This is a genomic window from Paraburkholderia atlantica (assembly GCF_009362785.1).
Taxonomy (GTDB): domain Bacteria; phylum Pseudomonadota; class Gammaproteobacteria; order Burkholderiales; family Burkholderiaceae; genus Paraburkholderia; species Paraburkholderia atlantica.
This window is the reverse complement of the sequence record NZ_WHNQ01000011.1, coordinates 1-15,154: the sequence shown is the minus strand read 5'-3', so window position 1 is coordinate 15,154 and position 15,154 is coordinate 1. Positions and strand designations below refer to the sequence as shown.

13 protein-coding genes and 1 rRNA gene are annotated in these 15,154 nt (G+C 65.4%); 6 read left to right on the top strand and 8 right to left on the bottom strand.

The genetic code is table 11. The features are described 5' to 3' along the window. Window positions 1–129: 129 nt before the first annotated feature. The gene (locus GCT19_RS17465) at window positions 130–2,400 is read left to right on the top strand and encodes a xanthine dehydrogenase family protein molybdopterin-binding subunit (protein ID WP_152852627.1); all 2,271 of its coding nucleotides are present in this window, start codon (window positions 130–132) and stop codon (window positions 2,398–2,400) included. 55 nt (window positions 2,401–2,455) lie between these two features. Beyond that, the gene (locus GCT19_RS17460) at window positions 2,456–2,914 is read left to right on the top strand and encodes a (2Fe-2S)-binding protein (protein WP_018433871.1); all 459 of its coding nucleotides are present in this window, start codon (window positions 2,456–2,458) and stop codon (window positions 2,912–2,914) included. Between the two features lie 214 nt (window positions 2,915–3,128). On the opposite strand, the gene GCT19_RS17455 is transcribed toward GCT19_RS17460, so the two are convergent. The 7 genes from GCT19_RS17455 to GCT19_RS17425 form a co-directional block, all read right to left on the bottom strand. Then, window positions 3,129–4,697: an efflux transporter outer membrane subunit gene (locus tag GCT19_RS17455; RefSeq protein WP_152852626.1), complete on the bottom strand. Its 1,569-nt coding sequence runs from the start codon at window positions 4,695–4,697 to the stop codon at window positions 3,129–3,131. Beyond that, complete coding sequence (locus GCT19_RS17450; protein ID WP_018433869.1) at window positions 4,694–5,704, bottom strand: efflux RND transporter periplasmic adaptor subunit; 1,011 nt, start codon at window positions 5,702–5,704, stop codon at window positions 4,694–4,696. The genes GCT19_RS17455 and GCT19_RS17450 overlap by 4 nt, the downstream gene beginning before the upstream one ends. Then, window positions 5,701–5,910: a DUF1656 domain-containing protein gene (locus GCT19_RS17445; RefSeq protein WP_013093037.1), complete on the bottom strand. Its 210-nt coding sequence runs from the start codon at window positions 5,908–5,910 to the stop codon at window positions 5,701–5,703. Before GCT19_RS17445 ends, GCT19_RS17450 begins: the two co-directional genes overlap by 4 nt. A gap of 70 nt (window positions 5,911–5,980) precedes the next feature. Beyond that, window positions 5,981–8,083, bottom strand: coding sequence for an FUSC family protein (locus GCT19_RS17440; RefSeq protein ID WP_152852625.1), 2,103 nt, complete (start codon window positions 8,081–8,083; stop codon window positions 5,981–5,983). A 6-nt stretch (window positions 8,084–8,089) separates the two neighbouring features. Continuing rightward, window positions 8,090–8,710, bottom strand: coding sequence for a MarR family winged helix-turn-helix transcriptional regulator (locus tag GCT19_RS17435; protein ID WP_152852624.1), 621 nt, complete (start codon window positions 8,708–8,710; stop codon window positions 8,090–8,092). A gap of 84 nt (window positions 8,711–8,794) precedes the next feature. Then, a complete protein-coding gene (locus GCT19_RS17430; protein WP_152852623.1) occupies window positions 8,795–10,453 on the bottom strand; it encodes an ATP-binding protein in 1,659 nt (552 codons plus the stop codon). 3 nt (window positions 10,454–10,456) lie between these two features. Continuing rightward, window positions 10,457–11,974 (bottom strand): ATPase domain-containing protein, encoded by a 1,518-nt coding sequence (locus GCT19_RS17425; protein WP_152852622.1) that lies wholly within the window; start codon window positions 11,972–11,974, stop codon window positions 10,457–10,459. Window positions 11,975–12,170: 196 nt separating this feature from the next. Here GCT19_RS17425 and GCT19_RS17420 point away from each other — a divergent pair, with 196 nt between their 5' ends. Further along, entirely contained in the window at window positions 12,171–12,611 is a 441-nt protein-coding gene (locus GCT19_RS17420) for a hypothetical protein (RefSeq protein ID WP_018433864.1), read from the top strand. Window positions 12,612–12,624: 13 nt separating this feature from the next. Here the strand turns inward: GCT19_RS17420 and GCT19_RS17415 are convergent, their stop codons facing one another. Next, the gene (locus tag GCT19_RS17415) at window positions 12,625–13,245 is read right to left on the bottom strand and encodes a histidine phosphatase family protein (RefSeq protein ID WP_026228376.1); all 621 of its coding nucleotides are present in this window, start codon (window positions 13,243–13,245) and stop codon (window positions 12,625–12,627) included. 266 nt (window positions 13,246–13,511) lie between these two features. On the opposite strand from GCT19_RS17415, the gene GCT19_RS17410 reads away from it, so the two are divergent. The 3 genes from GCT19_RS17410 to GCT19_RS17400 all read left to right on the top strand — a co-directional run. Then, entirely contained in the window at window positions 13,512–13,733 is a 222-nt protein-coding gene (locus GCT19_RS17410; RefSeq protein WP_013093044.1) for a CbtB domain-containing protein, read from the top strand. A gap of 11 nt (window positions 13,734–13,744) precedes the next feature. Beyond that, window positions 13,745–14,485 carry a CbtA family protein gene (locus GCT19_RS17405; protein ID WP_152852621.1) on the top strand — a complete coding sequence of 247 codons (741 nt, stop codon included), beginning with the start codon at window positions 13,745–13,747 and terminating at the stop codon, window positions 14,483–14,485. Between the two features lie 588 nt (window positions 14,486–15,073). Then, window positions 15,074–15,154, top strand: a 16S ribosomal RNA gene (locus GCT19_RS17400); the annotation flags it as partial.

Below are 15,154 nucleotides of genomic sequence, written 5' to 3'. Positions count from 1 at the left end.
GCTGCAGGTTCACGCGCGCATTTAAGTCTCACGCTCGCCGATTCGTCTTATTACTATTCGCAGTCAAAGACGGGTGCATCGGCGCTGTCGCCGTTTTCCTACCATCGAGCCAGCCGAGCGAGTCATGCCATGTTGACGCGCAGAACCTTTCTGCTTGGCGGCGCCAGTGCGTTGGGCGGGCTGCTGGTCGGCTGGGGCGTGGTGCCGCCGCGCCAGCGCCTGATGACATCGACGCCGCTGCCGACGCAAGGCACGCAGGTCGCGCTGAACGGCTGGGTCAAGATCGACACCGACAACCGCGTGACGATCATCGTGCCGAAGGCCGAGATGGGGCAGGGCATCCATACCGGACTCGCGATGCTGCTCGCCGAAGAACTCGACGCCGACTGGTCGCAGGTGCACGTCGAAGAGGCGCCGATCGATCGGATCTACAACGCGGTGCAGAGCATCGTCGACGATCTGCCGTTTCGCCCGGACGACGACAGCTATATCCGGCGCGGCACCGTGTGGATTACGAGCAAGGCGGTGCGAGAGTTCGGCACGATGATGACGGGCGGCTCGTCGAGCATGAACGATCTTTGGACGCCGATGCGCGAGGCCGGCGCGTCGGCGCGCGTGATGCTGATCGGCGCGGCGGCCGAGCGCTGGGACGTGCCGGTCCACGAATGCCGCGCGGAAAAGGGCTACGTGCAGCATCCGCGGGGACATAAGGCGACGTTCGGCGAGTTGTCGTCGGTGGCCGCGGGCCAGCCGCTGCCGCGCAGCGTCGTCCTGAAGCAGCCCGCCGACTTCAAGCTGATCGGCCAGCCCATCCGGCGCATCGAAGCCGCGTCGAAAATCGACGGCGCGGCGCGCTTCGGCATCGATGTGCTCCCCAACGGTTTGGTCTATGCGAGCGTCGTGATGTGCCCGACGCTCGGCGGCACGGTCGCGCATTTCGACGCGACGCCCGCGCAAAAGATGCCGGGCTTCATCAAGGCGCTCGCCGTGCGGCCGTATGCGGGCGGCACCGGCGGCGTAGCCGTGATCGCGGACAACGCGTTTCACGCGATGAACGCGGTCGAGGCGATCAACGTGAGTTGGCATGACGGCGAGGCCGCGAAGTTGTCGAGCACGGACGTGGATCGCCACCTCGTCGACGCGCTCGACCATACGGACGGTCACGTGTATTACGACATCGGCAACGTCGATAACGCGATGAGCCGCGCGGCGCGCAAGATCGAAGCGGTCTATCACGCGCCATATCTGGCGCATGGCGCGGTCGAGCCGCTGAACTGCACGGTGCAGGTCGCCGACGGCGCGGCGACCGTCTGGGTGTCGACGCAAATGCCGCGGCTCGCGCGGCATCATGCGGCGAAGGTGCTCGACCTCGACGTCGATCTCGTCGATGTGCAGACGCAGTTGTTGGGCGGCGCGTTCGGCCGGCGCCTCGAACTCGATTTCGTCGCGCAGGCCGCGGCGATCGCGCGCGAGGCCGATGGCCGTCCGGTGCAAACCATCTGGTCGCGCCAGCAGGATTTCATGCACGACTTCTATCGGCCCGCTTGCGCGGCATGGCTGCAGGCCGGTTTCGACGAGCACGGCAAGCTGGTCGCGTGGCACGCGAAGTCGGCGGGCCAGGCGATCGTGCCGGACGCGCTCGCGCGGTACTACGGCGTGCCGCACCTCCCGATCGACAAGACCACCTGCGAAGGCGCGTTCGATCAACCGTACGAGTGGCCGGCCGCGCGCGTGTCGCACAAGATCGTCGAATTGCCGGTGCCGATCGGCTTTTGGCGTTCGGTCGGCCACTCGCATCAGGCTTTCTTCACCGAGAGCTTCACCGACGAAGCCGCCGCCGCGGCCGGCCAGGACCCGATCGCGTTTCGCGCGATGCTGCTCGCCCAGCATCCGCGCCATCTGGCGGTCCTGAAGCGTGTCGAGAAATTGTCGGACTGGGGACGTCCGCTCAAACCCGCCGCCGATGGCGCGCGCTGCGCGCGTGGCGTCGCGTTGCACGAGGCGTTCGGCAGCGTCGTCGCGCAGGTCGCGGAGGTGTCGATCGGGGCGAACCGGCAGATTCGCGTGCATCGCGTGGTGTGCGTGATCGATTGCGGCTTGCCGGTGAACCCCAACCTGATCCGTCAGCAGATGGAAGGTGGCATCGTGTTCGGGCTGTCGAGTGCGTTGCAGAACGAGATCACGATCGTCGACGGCCAGGTGCAGCAGAAGAACTTCGTGGACTTTCCGGTCGTGCGGATGAATGTGTGCCCGGCGATCGAAGTCGACATCATGCCGAGCCAACTGCATCCGCAAGGTGTCGGTGAACCGGGCGTGCCGCCGATCGCGCCGGCGGTGGGCAATGCGGTGTTCGCGCTGACGGGGCAGCGTTTGCGGAGGCTGCCCTTGCGGCTCGCCTGACGGACGGCGGAAAAGCAAAAGCTGGCGATGTAGCGTGGCGACTCAGGAGGCAGACATGGCGGTACTGAATATCAACGGACGCAAGGTGCTGGTCAATGCCGACCCGGACATGCCGCTGCTATGGGTACTGCGCTGCGATCTCGGCATGACCGGCACGAAGTTCGGCTGCGGCGTGGGCATCTGCGGCGCATGCACGATCAATCTCGATGATGCGGCGTGCCTCGCTTGCCAGACACCGATGTCGAGCCTGCATACGCAGAAGATCACGACGATCGAGGGTTTGCAGGGAGCCGAGGCGCAGGCGCTGAAAGCCGCGTGGATCGACCTCGATGTGGTGCAGTGTGGTTATTGCCAGAGCGCGCAATTGATGGCGGCTTGCGCGTTGCTGAAGCACAAGCCCGATCCGACCGACGCCGACATCGACGAGGCGATGACGCCGGTGGTGTGCCGTTGCGGCACGTATCCGCGGGTGCGGGCGGCGATACATCAGGCGGCGAAGGCGCGCAAGAGCTGAGCCGCTCTTTCGGACCTCCGCCCGCCCGATTCAACGCGCAAACATTTCGACGACGGTAACCACCGCGGTGAAGATACCGATGCATCCGCCCAACGTGACGACTCCCTGCATGAATGGCGACATACGAGACCCCGTAGTGTGAAGTGGTGTCACGTATTTAACCGAAAACGAAAGCAAAAAGAAAGCTCGTCAAAAATAAACCGTAAGACGCCGATCAAGGCGCGTTCGCAGTCGCGGCGTTCGACGCCCCCGGCTTCGCGCTCGGCTTGGCCGTCACAGGTGTTGCCTTCAGCTGCGGCCGCGTTTCGCCCGGCGTGCTTTGCCCGCCGACCTCCCACCCGCCGCCCAGCGACAGGAACAGATTGACCTGATCGACCGCCACCTGGCCCTCCGCCGCGGCGAGCTGCGACTTCGCGGCCGTCAGCGTGCGCGTCGCGTCGAGATCGGCGATGAACGACTCGCGGCCGGCGCGATACAGCCGATGCGTTTCATCCGCCGATTGCACGGCCGACTTCAGCGCCGCGCGCAGCGCTTCGGCTCGAGCGTAATCGGACGCATAGGTCGCGAGGTTGGTCTCGGTTTCGCGCAGCGCGCCCAGCACCACGCCGTCGAACTTCGCGAGCGCGACCTGGCTCGACGCTTCGGCTTCGCGTACCCGCTGTCGCGCGCCATTGGCCGGGAAGTTCCAGCTGATCAGCGGACCGAAGCCCCAACGCGCGGTCGGCTGGGTGGGAATGTCTTCCAGAATGCCGGTGAAGCCCGCCGACGCGCCGATGCTGATGCTCGGGTAAAGCGCGCCGGTCGCGACACCGATGCGCGCCGTCGAGGCCGCCAGCTGACGCTCGGCTTCGTGCACGTCGGGGCGGCGCCGCAGCAGCCCGGCGCCGTCGCCGATCGGAATCGGCTGGTTGATTTGCGGCAGCCGGTCGCACGCGAGCACGGCTGGCGGCAATTGCGACGGCGCCTGGGCGAGCAGCATCGCGAGCCGGTATTGCGCGATCTTGCGGCGCGCGGTGTAGCGCGGAATGTCGGCCGTCAGGGTTTCGACCTGGGTCTGACCGCTGGTAACCGCGGTCTGGTTGCCGCGGCCGGCGTCGCGCAGACGGCGCGACAAATCCACGCGCTGCTTCTGCAACGCGAGCGATTGCTGCGCGATGCGCAATTCCTCGGCCGCAGAGCATTGCTCGACGTACGAGCGCACCACGTCCGCGACGACGGTAATACGCGCTAGGTCGCCCGCGGCTTCCACGGCCTCGGTGTCCGCCGCCGCCGCTTCGACACCGCGGCGCAGCTTGCCGAACAGATCGATCTCGTACGAGACGTTGATGCCCATGTCACCCAGATTGGCGACCGGCAGTTTCTCGAACAGCAGGAATTGCTCGGCCGATTCCTGCGCGCGCTGGATTGCCACCGACGCGTTGCCTGAAAAGCCGCCCTGCGCTTGCGCCACGCCCAGCGCCTCGCGCGAGCGCGCGAGATTCGCGGCCGCGACGCGCAAGTCGGTATTCGATTTCAACGCCTGCTCGACCAGACTGTTCAGCACCGGATCGTCGTACAGCTTCCACCAGACGGTCGGCGTATTGAGGTTCGACGTCAACATGGGATCGGCGCCCTCGATCGCTCCGGTGGCGAGCGGCGCATTGACCAGCGCCTGTTTCGGCAGCGTGTAGTTCGGCCCGACGTTGATGCAGGCGTTCAGCGCGACGGTGAGCGGCAATAACGACAGCAGTGGCAGCAGCGGCAAGCGCGGCGCCAGCGAAGACAAGGTACGCACGAACTTCATCGCGATGCGCCCGACGGCTTCGTGGCCGTTGCCCCGGCCGACCCGGACGCCACTGACGAACCCGGCGCCACCGGCGCGGCCGAAGCGGCGAGCGTGCCAGATGCGCCGCCCGTGCCCGACACGGCGCGAGTCCTGACCGGCGACAGGTCACGCACCGACACCGTCGCGGTACGCCCCGCGATCAGGCGGAAATCGGCGGGCACTTCGTCGAGCGCGACCCGCACCGGAATGCGCTGCGCGAGCCGCACCCAGCTGAACGCCGGGTTCACGTTCGGCAGCAGATTGGCGCTTTGGGTGCGGTCGCGGTCTTCGATACCGGCGACGATGCTCTGCACGTGCCCGCGCAGCGGCTTCGGCTCGCCCATCACGATGATGTCGACCGGCTGGCCGATGTCGATGCCGCGCAGCTTGGTCTCCTCGAAGTAGCCGTCCACACGGAAAGAATGCATGTCGACCACCGCGACCACCGCGCGGCCCGCCGCGACGAATTCGCCGGCGCGCGGCGCGCGGTCGTTCAGATAGCCGTCGACCGGGCTCTTGATCGTCGAACGTTCGAGGTTCAGCTTCGCGGTGTCGATCGCGACGTTCGCATCGGCGAGCGCGGCTTCGCCCGCGTCGACGCGCGAGCGGCTTTCTTCGAGCACTTCGGCGGCGACGAGATTGCCGAGCTGACGGTTGCGCGCATATTCGCGGCGCGCCTGATCGAGCGTCGCGCGGCGCTGCTGCGCGGTTGCCTCGGCCTGACGCAATGCGAGCGTGTAGCGCGCCTGATCGATTCTGAACAGCACCTGGCCCTGCTTGACCTGCTGGTTGTCCATCACCTCGACCGACGAAATCAGTCCCGACACGTCGGGGGCGACCTGGATCACGTCGGCGCGCACGTGCCCGTCGCGGGTCCAGGGCGCGAACATGTAGTAGTCGACGAGTTTCCACAGCACGAATGCCGCGACCGCCACGACGATCAAGGTCAGCAGAATCTGACCGACGGAGAACCAGGTTTTTTTCACGTTATTAGTCTGTGCGAAACGACGACGACAAGGCCCAGCACCAGCACATAGATGCCGAGATCGAAGATGGAGCGATGCCAGACGAAGCGGTAAAAGCCGGCGTAATCGAGCGCGGTGCGAATGCCGAGGTTGATCAGATACGCGATCAACATCAGGACCAGCACGGACGGTACGAACACGCCGAAGATATCGATTTCACCGATCATCGCGGGAACTGGAAAAAAGGGGGGACGGGGCGCGCAAGCGGGCACGAGCAGCGGCGCAAGAATGGGGACGTCACGCGGCGGCCTCCGGTTCGGTCGGCGTTGGTTTCGTGAGGGTCGCCGGAAACAGCGAAAGACGCAAGCCGACCAGCGCGTGCAGCGCATCGCGCAAGTGGCGCGCCGAGGTCTGCGAGGTCTCGGTCGGCGCCGCGGCGTTGGCTAGCCCCTGCGCGGTGACGCGCGCGACGGCCACGTCGATCAACGACATCAGGCTGTCCGGTACCGGCTCGCGGTCGCGTCGCGCGACGCAGCTCTCGTAGTATGTACGCACTCCATCTAGGACATGCTCGATCGCGCCGGCCGCTTCGCCGCCGAGCTTGCGGGTGAGGCGGCGCAGATCGAGCGCGTTGAACGCGATGCGCAGGTCGCGGAAGCTCTCGATCGACGGATGGCGGTAGTCGTCGGTGGCCGCGAGGCGCGGGATCAATTGCATCAGCCGGTCGAGCATGCGAGCGGCGAGGTTGCGCGGGTCTTCGATCGGCCGCGTGGATGCGGTCAGCGCGACGTCTGCCCAGCTAGAGCGCAACAGGCGCGCCGCGGCGAGCTCGGCGCCGAATGGGCGCGTCACGCGAGTCCACAGGTACGCATAGAGCAGGCCGGAGAGCCCCGCGAGGTTGGCGTTCAGGAACGTCAGGAAGTTCGCGTCGTACGCGTCCTGAATGCTGATGAAGGTGGCCGTGTTCACCGCGACCAGCACCGTCACCATGTTGAACTGCGGGCGCGGAATCAGCGTGCCGACCAGAATGAACGGCGCGGCGAACAGGATCACCAGCATCGCGAAGTCGTGCACCTGCGGCAGCACGACGAACAGATAGAGGCCCGCGGCCACGACGGCGACGCCCGTCGCGACGAAGAAGCGGAACACGAACGGCGCGGGCTCGTCGAGCGCGGCGAAGAAGCAGCAGGCCACTGCCGCCAGCGTGACCGCGCTCGCGCCGTCGTTCCAGCCCGAGCCGATCCACAGCGCGCACGCGAGCACCACGGCCGCGCCCGCCGACAGGGTAGCGAACAGCATCATGCCGCGATCGTAGAAGCGCTCGGTGCCGCCGAGCCGCCAGTGACGGAAATGCGGCCGCCACGAACCTTCCTCGCGCGTGATGATGATGCGCAGCGAGCGGCAGTCCTGCCACACGTCGATCACTTGCCCGAGGCGCCACAACGCATTCGACAGCAGCGCGCCGTCCCAATGCGCGAGCGCGGCGGCGGGCGGGCGCATCGCGGCGATGCGCGCGCGCAGCGAGTTGGCGGTTTCGTCCGCGTGATAGCCCTCGCTCGGCTCCGGCAGCGGTTGGTCGAACCACTTGACGACGTCGTCGATCAGCGTCTGAAGCCCCTCGGGCCAGTGTTGCGGACCATTGTTGTAGAGCGCGAGCAGCGGATCGGCGAGCGACGACATGATCGGCAGCAGCAACTGCATGCGGCCTCGTAGCTCATGCGCGCGCGCGAGCACGTCGGGCCGCGTGTGATCGTAGGCGAGCTGGCTCAGCAGCAGTTCGAGGCCGTTGATCGTGCTCGCGAGCCGTTGCCGCGCGCCGGAAATCGCCGAGCTTGCGATACGGCCGGATAGCGTTTCGGTCGCGTAGAACGCGGCGTCGCGAAACCATGCGTCGGTGCGCTCGATGATCGTCGGCGCGAGCCGGCTCGGAAACACCGCGCTGCCGACGATGCTCGCGCAGACGATGCCGACAATGATCTCGAGGGTCCGGCTCACGGCGAGATCGAACACGCCGGTCGGATTCGTCACCGACGGCAGCGCGATGATCGGCATCGTATAGGCGGCCAGCATGAACACGTAGCTGCGAGCGGTGCGGTCCGATACCGCTAGGTACAGCATCGTGCCGGTCCACGTCGCGACGATCACGCTGAACAGGTACGGCGATTCGACGAACGGCGGCACCAGCAGCACCGCGCCCGACGCGCCGAGCACCGTGCCCAGCGCACGATAGATCGCCTTCGAACGGGTCGCGCCGACGAACGGGTTCGACACGATGTAGACGGTGGCCATCGCCCAGTACGGCCGCGGCAGTTCGAACGCGAGGCCGATGTAGAGCGCGAGCATGGCCGCGGCGAACGTCTTGACGGAGAACAGCCAGTCGCGGAGGGTGGGATAGACCATAAACCGTTACGCGGAATCGGCGTTGTGCGGCGCGCTGGCTCGCACGCCGCGCTTGGTGGATTTGCGCGCCTTGACGGTGCCGCGTGATTTGCCGGCCGTTTTGGCCGCGCTTTTGCCGCTCGTCCGTTTGACCTTGCTGGCAAGCGCCTCGCCTTTGGCGGGCTCGCGCTCGCCGCCGCCTGGTTCGGCGCGTGCGGCGGCATCGGTCGTGAATGCGGCGAGCACGCGCAGCGCGGCTTCCAGATCGTCGCGCGAGACGCCTTTGAGCGCCTGCGCGCGCAGCGTGACCAGTTCCTCTTCCATCTTCGCGGTGACGGCGCGGCCTTCGTCGGTCAGGACGACGGTCTTCGCGCGGCGGTCTTCGGGGTCTTCGTCACGGCGCATCAGGCCGGCCGCGCACAACTGGTCGAGCAGCCGCACGAGCGATGGTCCCTCGATGCCGATGTGGTCGGCGAGCGTGACCTGACGCACCGCCGAGCCGAGCCGGCTCGCGGTTAGAAGCGGCGTCGCGCACGCTTCGGAGACGTTGAAGGCCGCGAGCACACCGTGACTCGTGCGCCGCCACTTTCTGGCGGCGACGACCAGCGTGCTGCTGACGGTGCGGCGCAAGGCATCGAGATTCGACATGGCCGGTATTGTATTTCCAAAATATTCGTTAGCAAACTATTGATTTGGAAATCGTGGCCGAAGCGGAGGAGTCTGCGGTGCGAATCACGCAACCAGCCCGATCCGCACCGTGCGCGCCAGATCGTCGAGCTGGAACGGCTTGCGCAGGATCGTGCAATGCTTGACTGCGAGATCGGAAATGTTCACGTCCGCATAACCGGTCGCGAGGATCACCGGCAGATCGGCACGAAGCTTGCGCGCCGCGGCGATCACGTCGATGCCGTTCATGCCCGGCATCGCGAAGTCGACCATCAGCAGATCGGGATGATCGTCGACGAGGCGGTCGAGGCCCGCCTGGCCGTCGGCGGCCTCGGTCACCGTATAGCCGAGCATGCGCAACGATTCGACGAGCATCGCACGCACCTCGTTGTCGTCCTCGACCACCAGCACGTGCTTGTCACCCGCCGCGTTCGCTTCGGCGTCGGACTCCGCTTCGCTGTGCGTAGCCGCCCGTTCGCGCATCGGCAGCCAGATCTGCACCGTGGTGCCGATGCCTTCTTCGCTGAAGATCCGCGCGGCGCCACCCGCCTGCCTCGCGATGCCGTACACCTGACTCAGGCCGAGCCCCGTGCCCTTGCCGACAGGCTTGGTCGTGAAGAACGGATCGAATACGCGCGACACGACCTCGGGCGGAATGCCTTCTCCGGTATCGGTGACTTCGATCACGACGTAGCGGCCTTGCTTCAGCGTCTGGTCGGGCGCATCGCGCAGGGTCACGTGAATGTCGAGGCGGCCGCCATCGGGCATCGCGTCGCGCGCGTTGATCGCGAGATTGAGCACCGCGAGCTCCAGCTGATTCGCGTCGGCCCGGGTCCACATTTCATTGCGCTCGAAGTCGTTGCCATAGCGGATACTCGAGCCGAGCGACACCGCGATGATGTCGCGCATGCCTTGCAGCAGCGCGACTACGTCGATCGCTTTCAGATTCGGATTGCTGTTGCGCGAGAAGGTCAGCAGCTGGCCGGTCAGTTTCGCGCCGCGCTCGGTCGCGCGCTTGACGGTGGCCGCCATGCCGCGCAGGCGGTCGTCGCCGCTCACGCGCGCGATCAGTTCCGCGTTCACCATGATCACGTTCAGCAGATTGTTGAAGTCGTGCGCGATGCCGCCAGTCAGCTGGCCGAGCGCTTCCATCTTCTGCGATTGCACGAGCACGGCCTGCACCTTCGCGCGTTCGTGGATCTCGGCCATCAGCCGGTCATTGGCTGACGCGAGTTCGTGCGTGCGCGCGGCGATGCGGCTTTCCAGCGAATCGTTCAGCTGCTCCAGCGCGTCCTGTGCCTCGATCCGCTCGGCAAGCAGCCGCCGCGATTCATATTGCCGCCCGCGGGCCCGCAACGACGACGCGACCGCGCGCCGCAAGGTTTCCGAATTGAGCGGACGTTCGAGCACCACGACGTTGCCGAGCCGTTCGAGCACTTCGAGGCCGCGCGTGGATCGATGGCCGATACTGCGCGCGGCGAGCAGGATGAACGGGAAGTCGGACCATGCTGGCTGCCGTTCGAGCCACGCAAACAGGCCCGCGCCGTGGCCGTTCGCGAGCGCTTCCTCGGTCAGCAGCGCGGTGCCCGCGCCGGCGTCGAGCTCGCTGGTGAGCGCGTCGGCGTCGTCGCAGGTCACACAGGCGCGCGCGTCGTTGTGCAACACAGCGGCGATCACTTCGGCGTCGCGGCCGAACGGTGCGAGGATGAGGACACGCTGCTCCATCGCTTACTGTCCCGATGTGTCGATCATATTGTTCGTCGCGCCGAGCATCGCGGTGCTGCCGCGATACGAGGGCAGGCCCGACAGCACGCCCTCGAAGTCACGCAGCGCTTCGCCGACCTCGACGCCTTGGGTGCCGAGGCGGAACTGGCGGATCGTGCGTTCATGATCGTTCGCGCGGCTCTTGACGGCGGTTACCGCGGTCAGCACTTCGCCGTGATGCTCGAAGTAGCGGAACAGCACGACCACGTCACTCAGATAACTGATGTCGACCTCGGTCTGCACCTCGCCGATGATGCCGTGCTGCCCGAGTACGAGCATCGTGACCACGCCCTGCTGATTCAGATAGCCGAGTAGCTCGTGCATGTGCAGCAGCAGGAAGCGCTCGCCGGGCATCGCCTGCAGATAGGCATTCAGGCTGTCGACCGCGACATAGCGCACACCTTCGTTTTCGACCGCGTTGCGCACGTCGCTCGACAGCTCTCCCGGTGAGATTTCCGCGGGATCGATCTGGCGCAGCGTCAGCAGACCGCTGTCGACATGCGGTGCGAGATCCATGCCGAGCGACGCACACCGCGAGACCAGTGTGCTGAGCGTTTCGTCGAACACGTAGTACGCGCAGCGCTCGCCGCGTTCGAGCGCGGCAAGCAGGCACGACACGACGGTGGTGGTTTTGCCGACCCCCGACGGGCCGATGATCAGCGAATTGGTGCCGGGTACGAGGCCACCGCCTAGCAGCGCGTCGAAGCCGGGCGTACCGGTGCTCATCGGGCTCGTGCCGAATTCGCTGTGATGCTCGGCGGCGACCAGACGCGGATAGACGCGCAGACCGCCGGTGTTCAGCGTGAAGTCGTGATAGCCCTCGCGGAACTTGATGCCGCGCATCTTCGCGATGCGCAGGCGGCGGCGGTTGCCGCCGTAATCGTGGGCAATGTTGTCGAGGCTGATCACGCCGTGCACGATGCTGTGCAACTGAATGCCGGAGGCGGTGGCCGACGTGTCGTCGAGCAGCAGCACCGTGCATGCGCGCGTCGAGAAATGGTGCTTGAGCGCGAGAATCTGCCGACGGTAGCGCAACGGGTTCTCCGCCAGCAGACGCAGTTCGGACAGGCTGTCGAGTACGACGCGCGCGGGCTTCAGTTCGTCGACGTGTTCGATCACGTTGCGCACGCTTTCGCCGAGTTCGACTTCGGCCGGGTGCAGCACGGTCTGTTCGTATTGCGGTTCGAGCCCTTCTTCGGGCAGCTGTTCGAGGATCTTGAAACGGCTTAGATCCCAGCCGTGGCTCGCGCCGATCGCGAGCAGTTCGGCACGGGTTTCGGACAGCGTGACGTAAAGACCGGTCTGCCCTTCGTCGAGGCCCTTGAGTAAGAATTGCAATGCCAGGGTGGTTTTACCCGTGCCTGGCGCACCCTCTACGAGGTACATGCGGTTCGGCGTAAGACCACCGCCGAGGATGTCGTCGATTCCTTCGATGCCCGACGATAAGCGGGCGGGGATGGGGGCGGTGGTAGCGGTCGACATGATGGTTGAAATGACGTCGGCAGTGGCTTTGATCGGAAACGGCGCGATGTTGCGGCCGGTATGGCGCCATGCAAGTTGTGTGCCGTCCTGCGGCGCCTGCGTGCTGGGTGCTCCCGCGCATGGGCATGAAGCGTGCTGTTGAGGGTGGCTCGCTGCGAGCTTTTTTCAGCAGCCCTCTGGAAGCTTCACGCGCAACATGAAAACCTATCGACTCTCCGCTATCGCGCTTACCGCGGCATCGCTCGTTGCGCTGCTGCCGGTCGGCGCATCCGCCGACGATAGCCCCAGACCTTGCGGCGCGCTCAAACGGATCGTCGCCGCGGCGCCGGACGGCTTCGCCTCGCTGACGCCCGACGATGGCAAAGGCGTCGCGCAACCTTATGGCGATGACGCGCAATGCTCAGCCGCGCATCGCAGTTTCCAGTGCACGTGGACGCCGCATCAGGCCGCGGGTTCGAACGCGGATGCATTGGAAGCGGTCGCGGCCGACATCGCGTCGTGCCTGCCCGATGCAACACACGATCAGAATTCGCCGGCACGTCAGCACTTTTATTTCGGCGCGAAGAATCGACGCACCGAAATCACGCTGACGCCGGAGGGGGCGAACCGGTTGCGGCTCGTTGTGTCGAGTAGGTAAGCGGTGGTTCCGTTCAGGCGGTGGCAGCCGGCCACCATGACCAGCCGCGTCGCGAGTGACGTAATTCGACGACCGACAGCGGCGCGATCTCGATGCGACAGAACACGGTTGGCGATGCGCCGAGGGCATGCACGATTGCCGCTCGCAGCAGAGTTGCGTGGGTGATCGCGACGATGGTTCGACCGTGCGCAGAGGCCGCGAAGCTTGCTTCGTTGACCGCGTTGCATGAACGTACGTCCGCCTGTTGCGCGTCGAGCCACTTGCCGACCCGCTGCACGAGTCGATCGAACGATTCACCGCCGGGCGGCGCGGCGTCGGGCTCGCGTGTCCAGGCGGCGAGTTCGCGGGGTGTTTTGTCGGCAATGTCCGCGAGGCGCTGGCCGCGCCATTCGCCATAGTCGATATCCGCCAATGCGTCGGCAGGCGTGGCGCTCAGACCGAGCGCGACGGCCGTTTCGCGCGCGCTGGCGGCGGGGCTGGTGAATACGGTGGCGTCGGCGGGAAGCGCGAGACGGGCGCGCGCCGCTTCGGCTTCGGCGCGGCCGCGCGCGTCGAGCGGATCGTCGGCGGGGAAGCGGCCCGCGCGCTGCGCGGCCGTTGCCGCATGGCTCATCAGTAATAGTCGCGTATCCATTCTTTGCCTCGGCGCCCGATTCGCACTTGCCTGCGTGGCTTCATCGGCTCGCGGCGCGCGTTGCAAGGCAGCCCTCGCCGTCACGGAAGCCGCAGTTTAGCGCGTAGAATACTGACACTGCGAAGCACGGAAGCCGGTGAGAGCCCGGCGCGGTCGCGCCACTGTAATCGGCCTTGCAATCCACAAGAGCCGAAAGCCAGACCTGAGCTTCGCACCATTCCTCTGCAATCGACTTTCGGGGCGCGTCACCCCAGGAGATGTCCATCATGACCGAAGCTGTTTTCGATCGCGCCGCGCAACCGGCGGCCCAGCCCACTCCCATTCCTTTGCGCGAACTGCTGCCGTGGGTGGTGTTCGGCGGCTTGCTGCTGTTGCTCGCGCTTTACTTCGTTGGTGCGGAACAGGGCGCGACGTCGCTCGTGCCCGGCATGTACGTGCATGAGTTCGTGCACGACGGCCGCCATCTGCTGGGCTTTCCCTGCCACTAACGGAGTTCGACATGGTAGGTAAATTGTTGGTGCGCGGGATGCTCGCGGGCATCGTCGCGGGCTTGCTCACGTTCGCGTTCGCGCGAATCGTCGGCGAACCACAGGTCGATCAGGCCATTTCGCTCGAAGAAAAAGCTGCCGCCGCGCGCGGCGAGGCGCCCGAGCCCGAAATCGTGAGCCGCGAGACGCAGGCCGGCCTTGGCCTGCTGACCGGCGTGGTCACGTATGGCGCGGCATTCGGCGGTCTGTTCTCGCTGGTGTTTGCCTATGCGTATGGACGCGCGGGTATGTTGAGCGTGCGCGCGCTGTCCGCATGGCTCGCGCTCGGCGCATTCATCTCCGTCGTGGTCGTGCCGAATATCAAGTATCCGGCCAATCCGCCGTCGATCGGTGATCCGGAGACGATCGGCACACGCACGGGCCTGTTCTTTCTGATGATCGCAATCTCGCTCGCGACGATGGTGTTTTCGCTGAAGGTGCGGCGCCGCGCGGCGGCGAAGCTGGGTGCGTGGAACGGGTCGATTGTCGCGGGGCTCGTGTTCGTCGTGATCATCGCGGCCGTGCAACTGTCGATGCCGGTCATCAATGAAGTGCCGGCGACGTTCCCGGCAGTGCTGCTGTGGAAGTTCCGCGTTGCGGCGATCGGCATGCAGGTGGTCATGTGGACGACGATTGGGCTGCTGTTCGGCGCGATCGTCGAGCGCAGTGCTTTTATGCGTACGAATGCGCGGGTGACGATGAAGTCCGCCTGAATCGGACGGTGACGCGTGGCCGCACAAGCGGCCACGCTTCGCGCGCAATTCGCGAGAATGGTTTTGGATCAAGTACTTGGTGCGGTTGTGGAGCGGTTATCCACAGCCTTGCGAACATTTTCTGTGGAAAAGCTGCTTAACGGCTTTTCGCAACTCCACTCGACGCGGCGCCCACGGGAATCCAACTGGATGCCTAACTAATTCAGATTGCGCGCGCCGCTGCTCATTTTTTAAGCTCTTCGACTTTTTAAAATAATTTGTGAGAAGGGTATTGACGGAGCGTGAGCCGCTCTCCATAATCTCGTTTCTCTGCTGCAGACGCAGCGACGCAAGCGAAGCAGTGCCGGGTAGTGGTGGTTCAGGCGCTGCGGGTTTCGCGGATCGATCTTTAAAAACTAACAGCCGATAAGTGTGGGCGCTTGATGCGGAATGCGGCAGCGGATTCTTCGGGATCTGCCGCAAGGCAAAAGTATCAGAAGCCTCACACAGTATTAGAGGAAGGTTTATCTGTCGAAAGACGGATTGATCATCGTCAGTACGTTGAGTGAGCGACCGGTTTCTAACGAAACCGAAAACAGTAACAGGTTTGAACTGAAGAGTTTGATCCTGGCTCAGATTGAACGCTGGCGGCATGCCTTACACATGCAAGTCGAACGGCAGCACGGACTT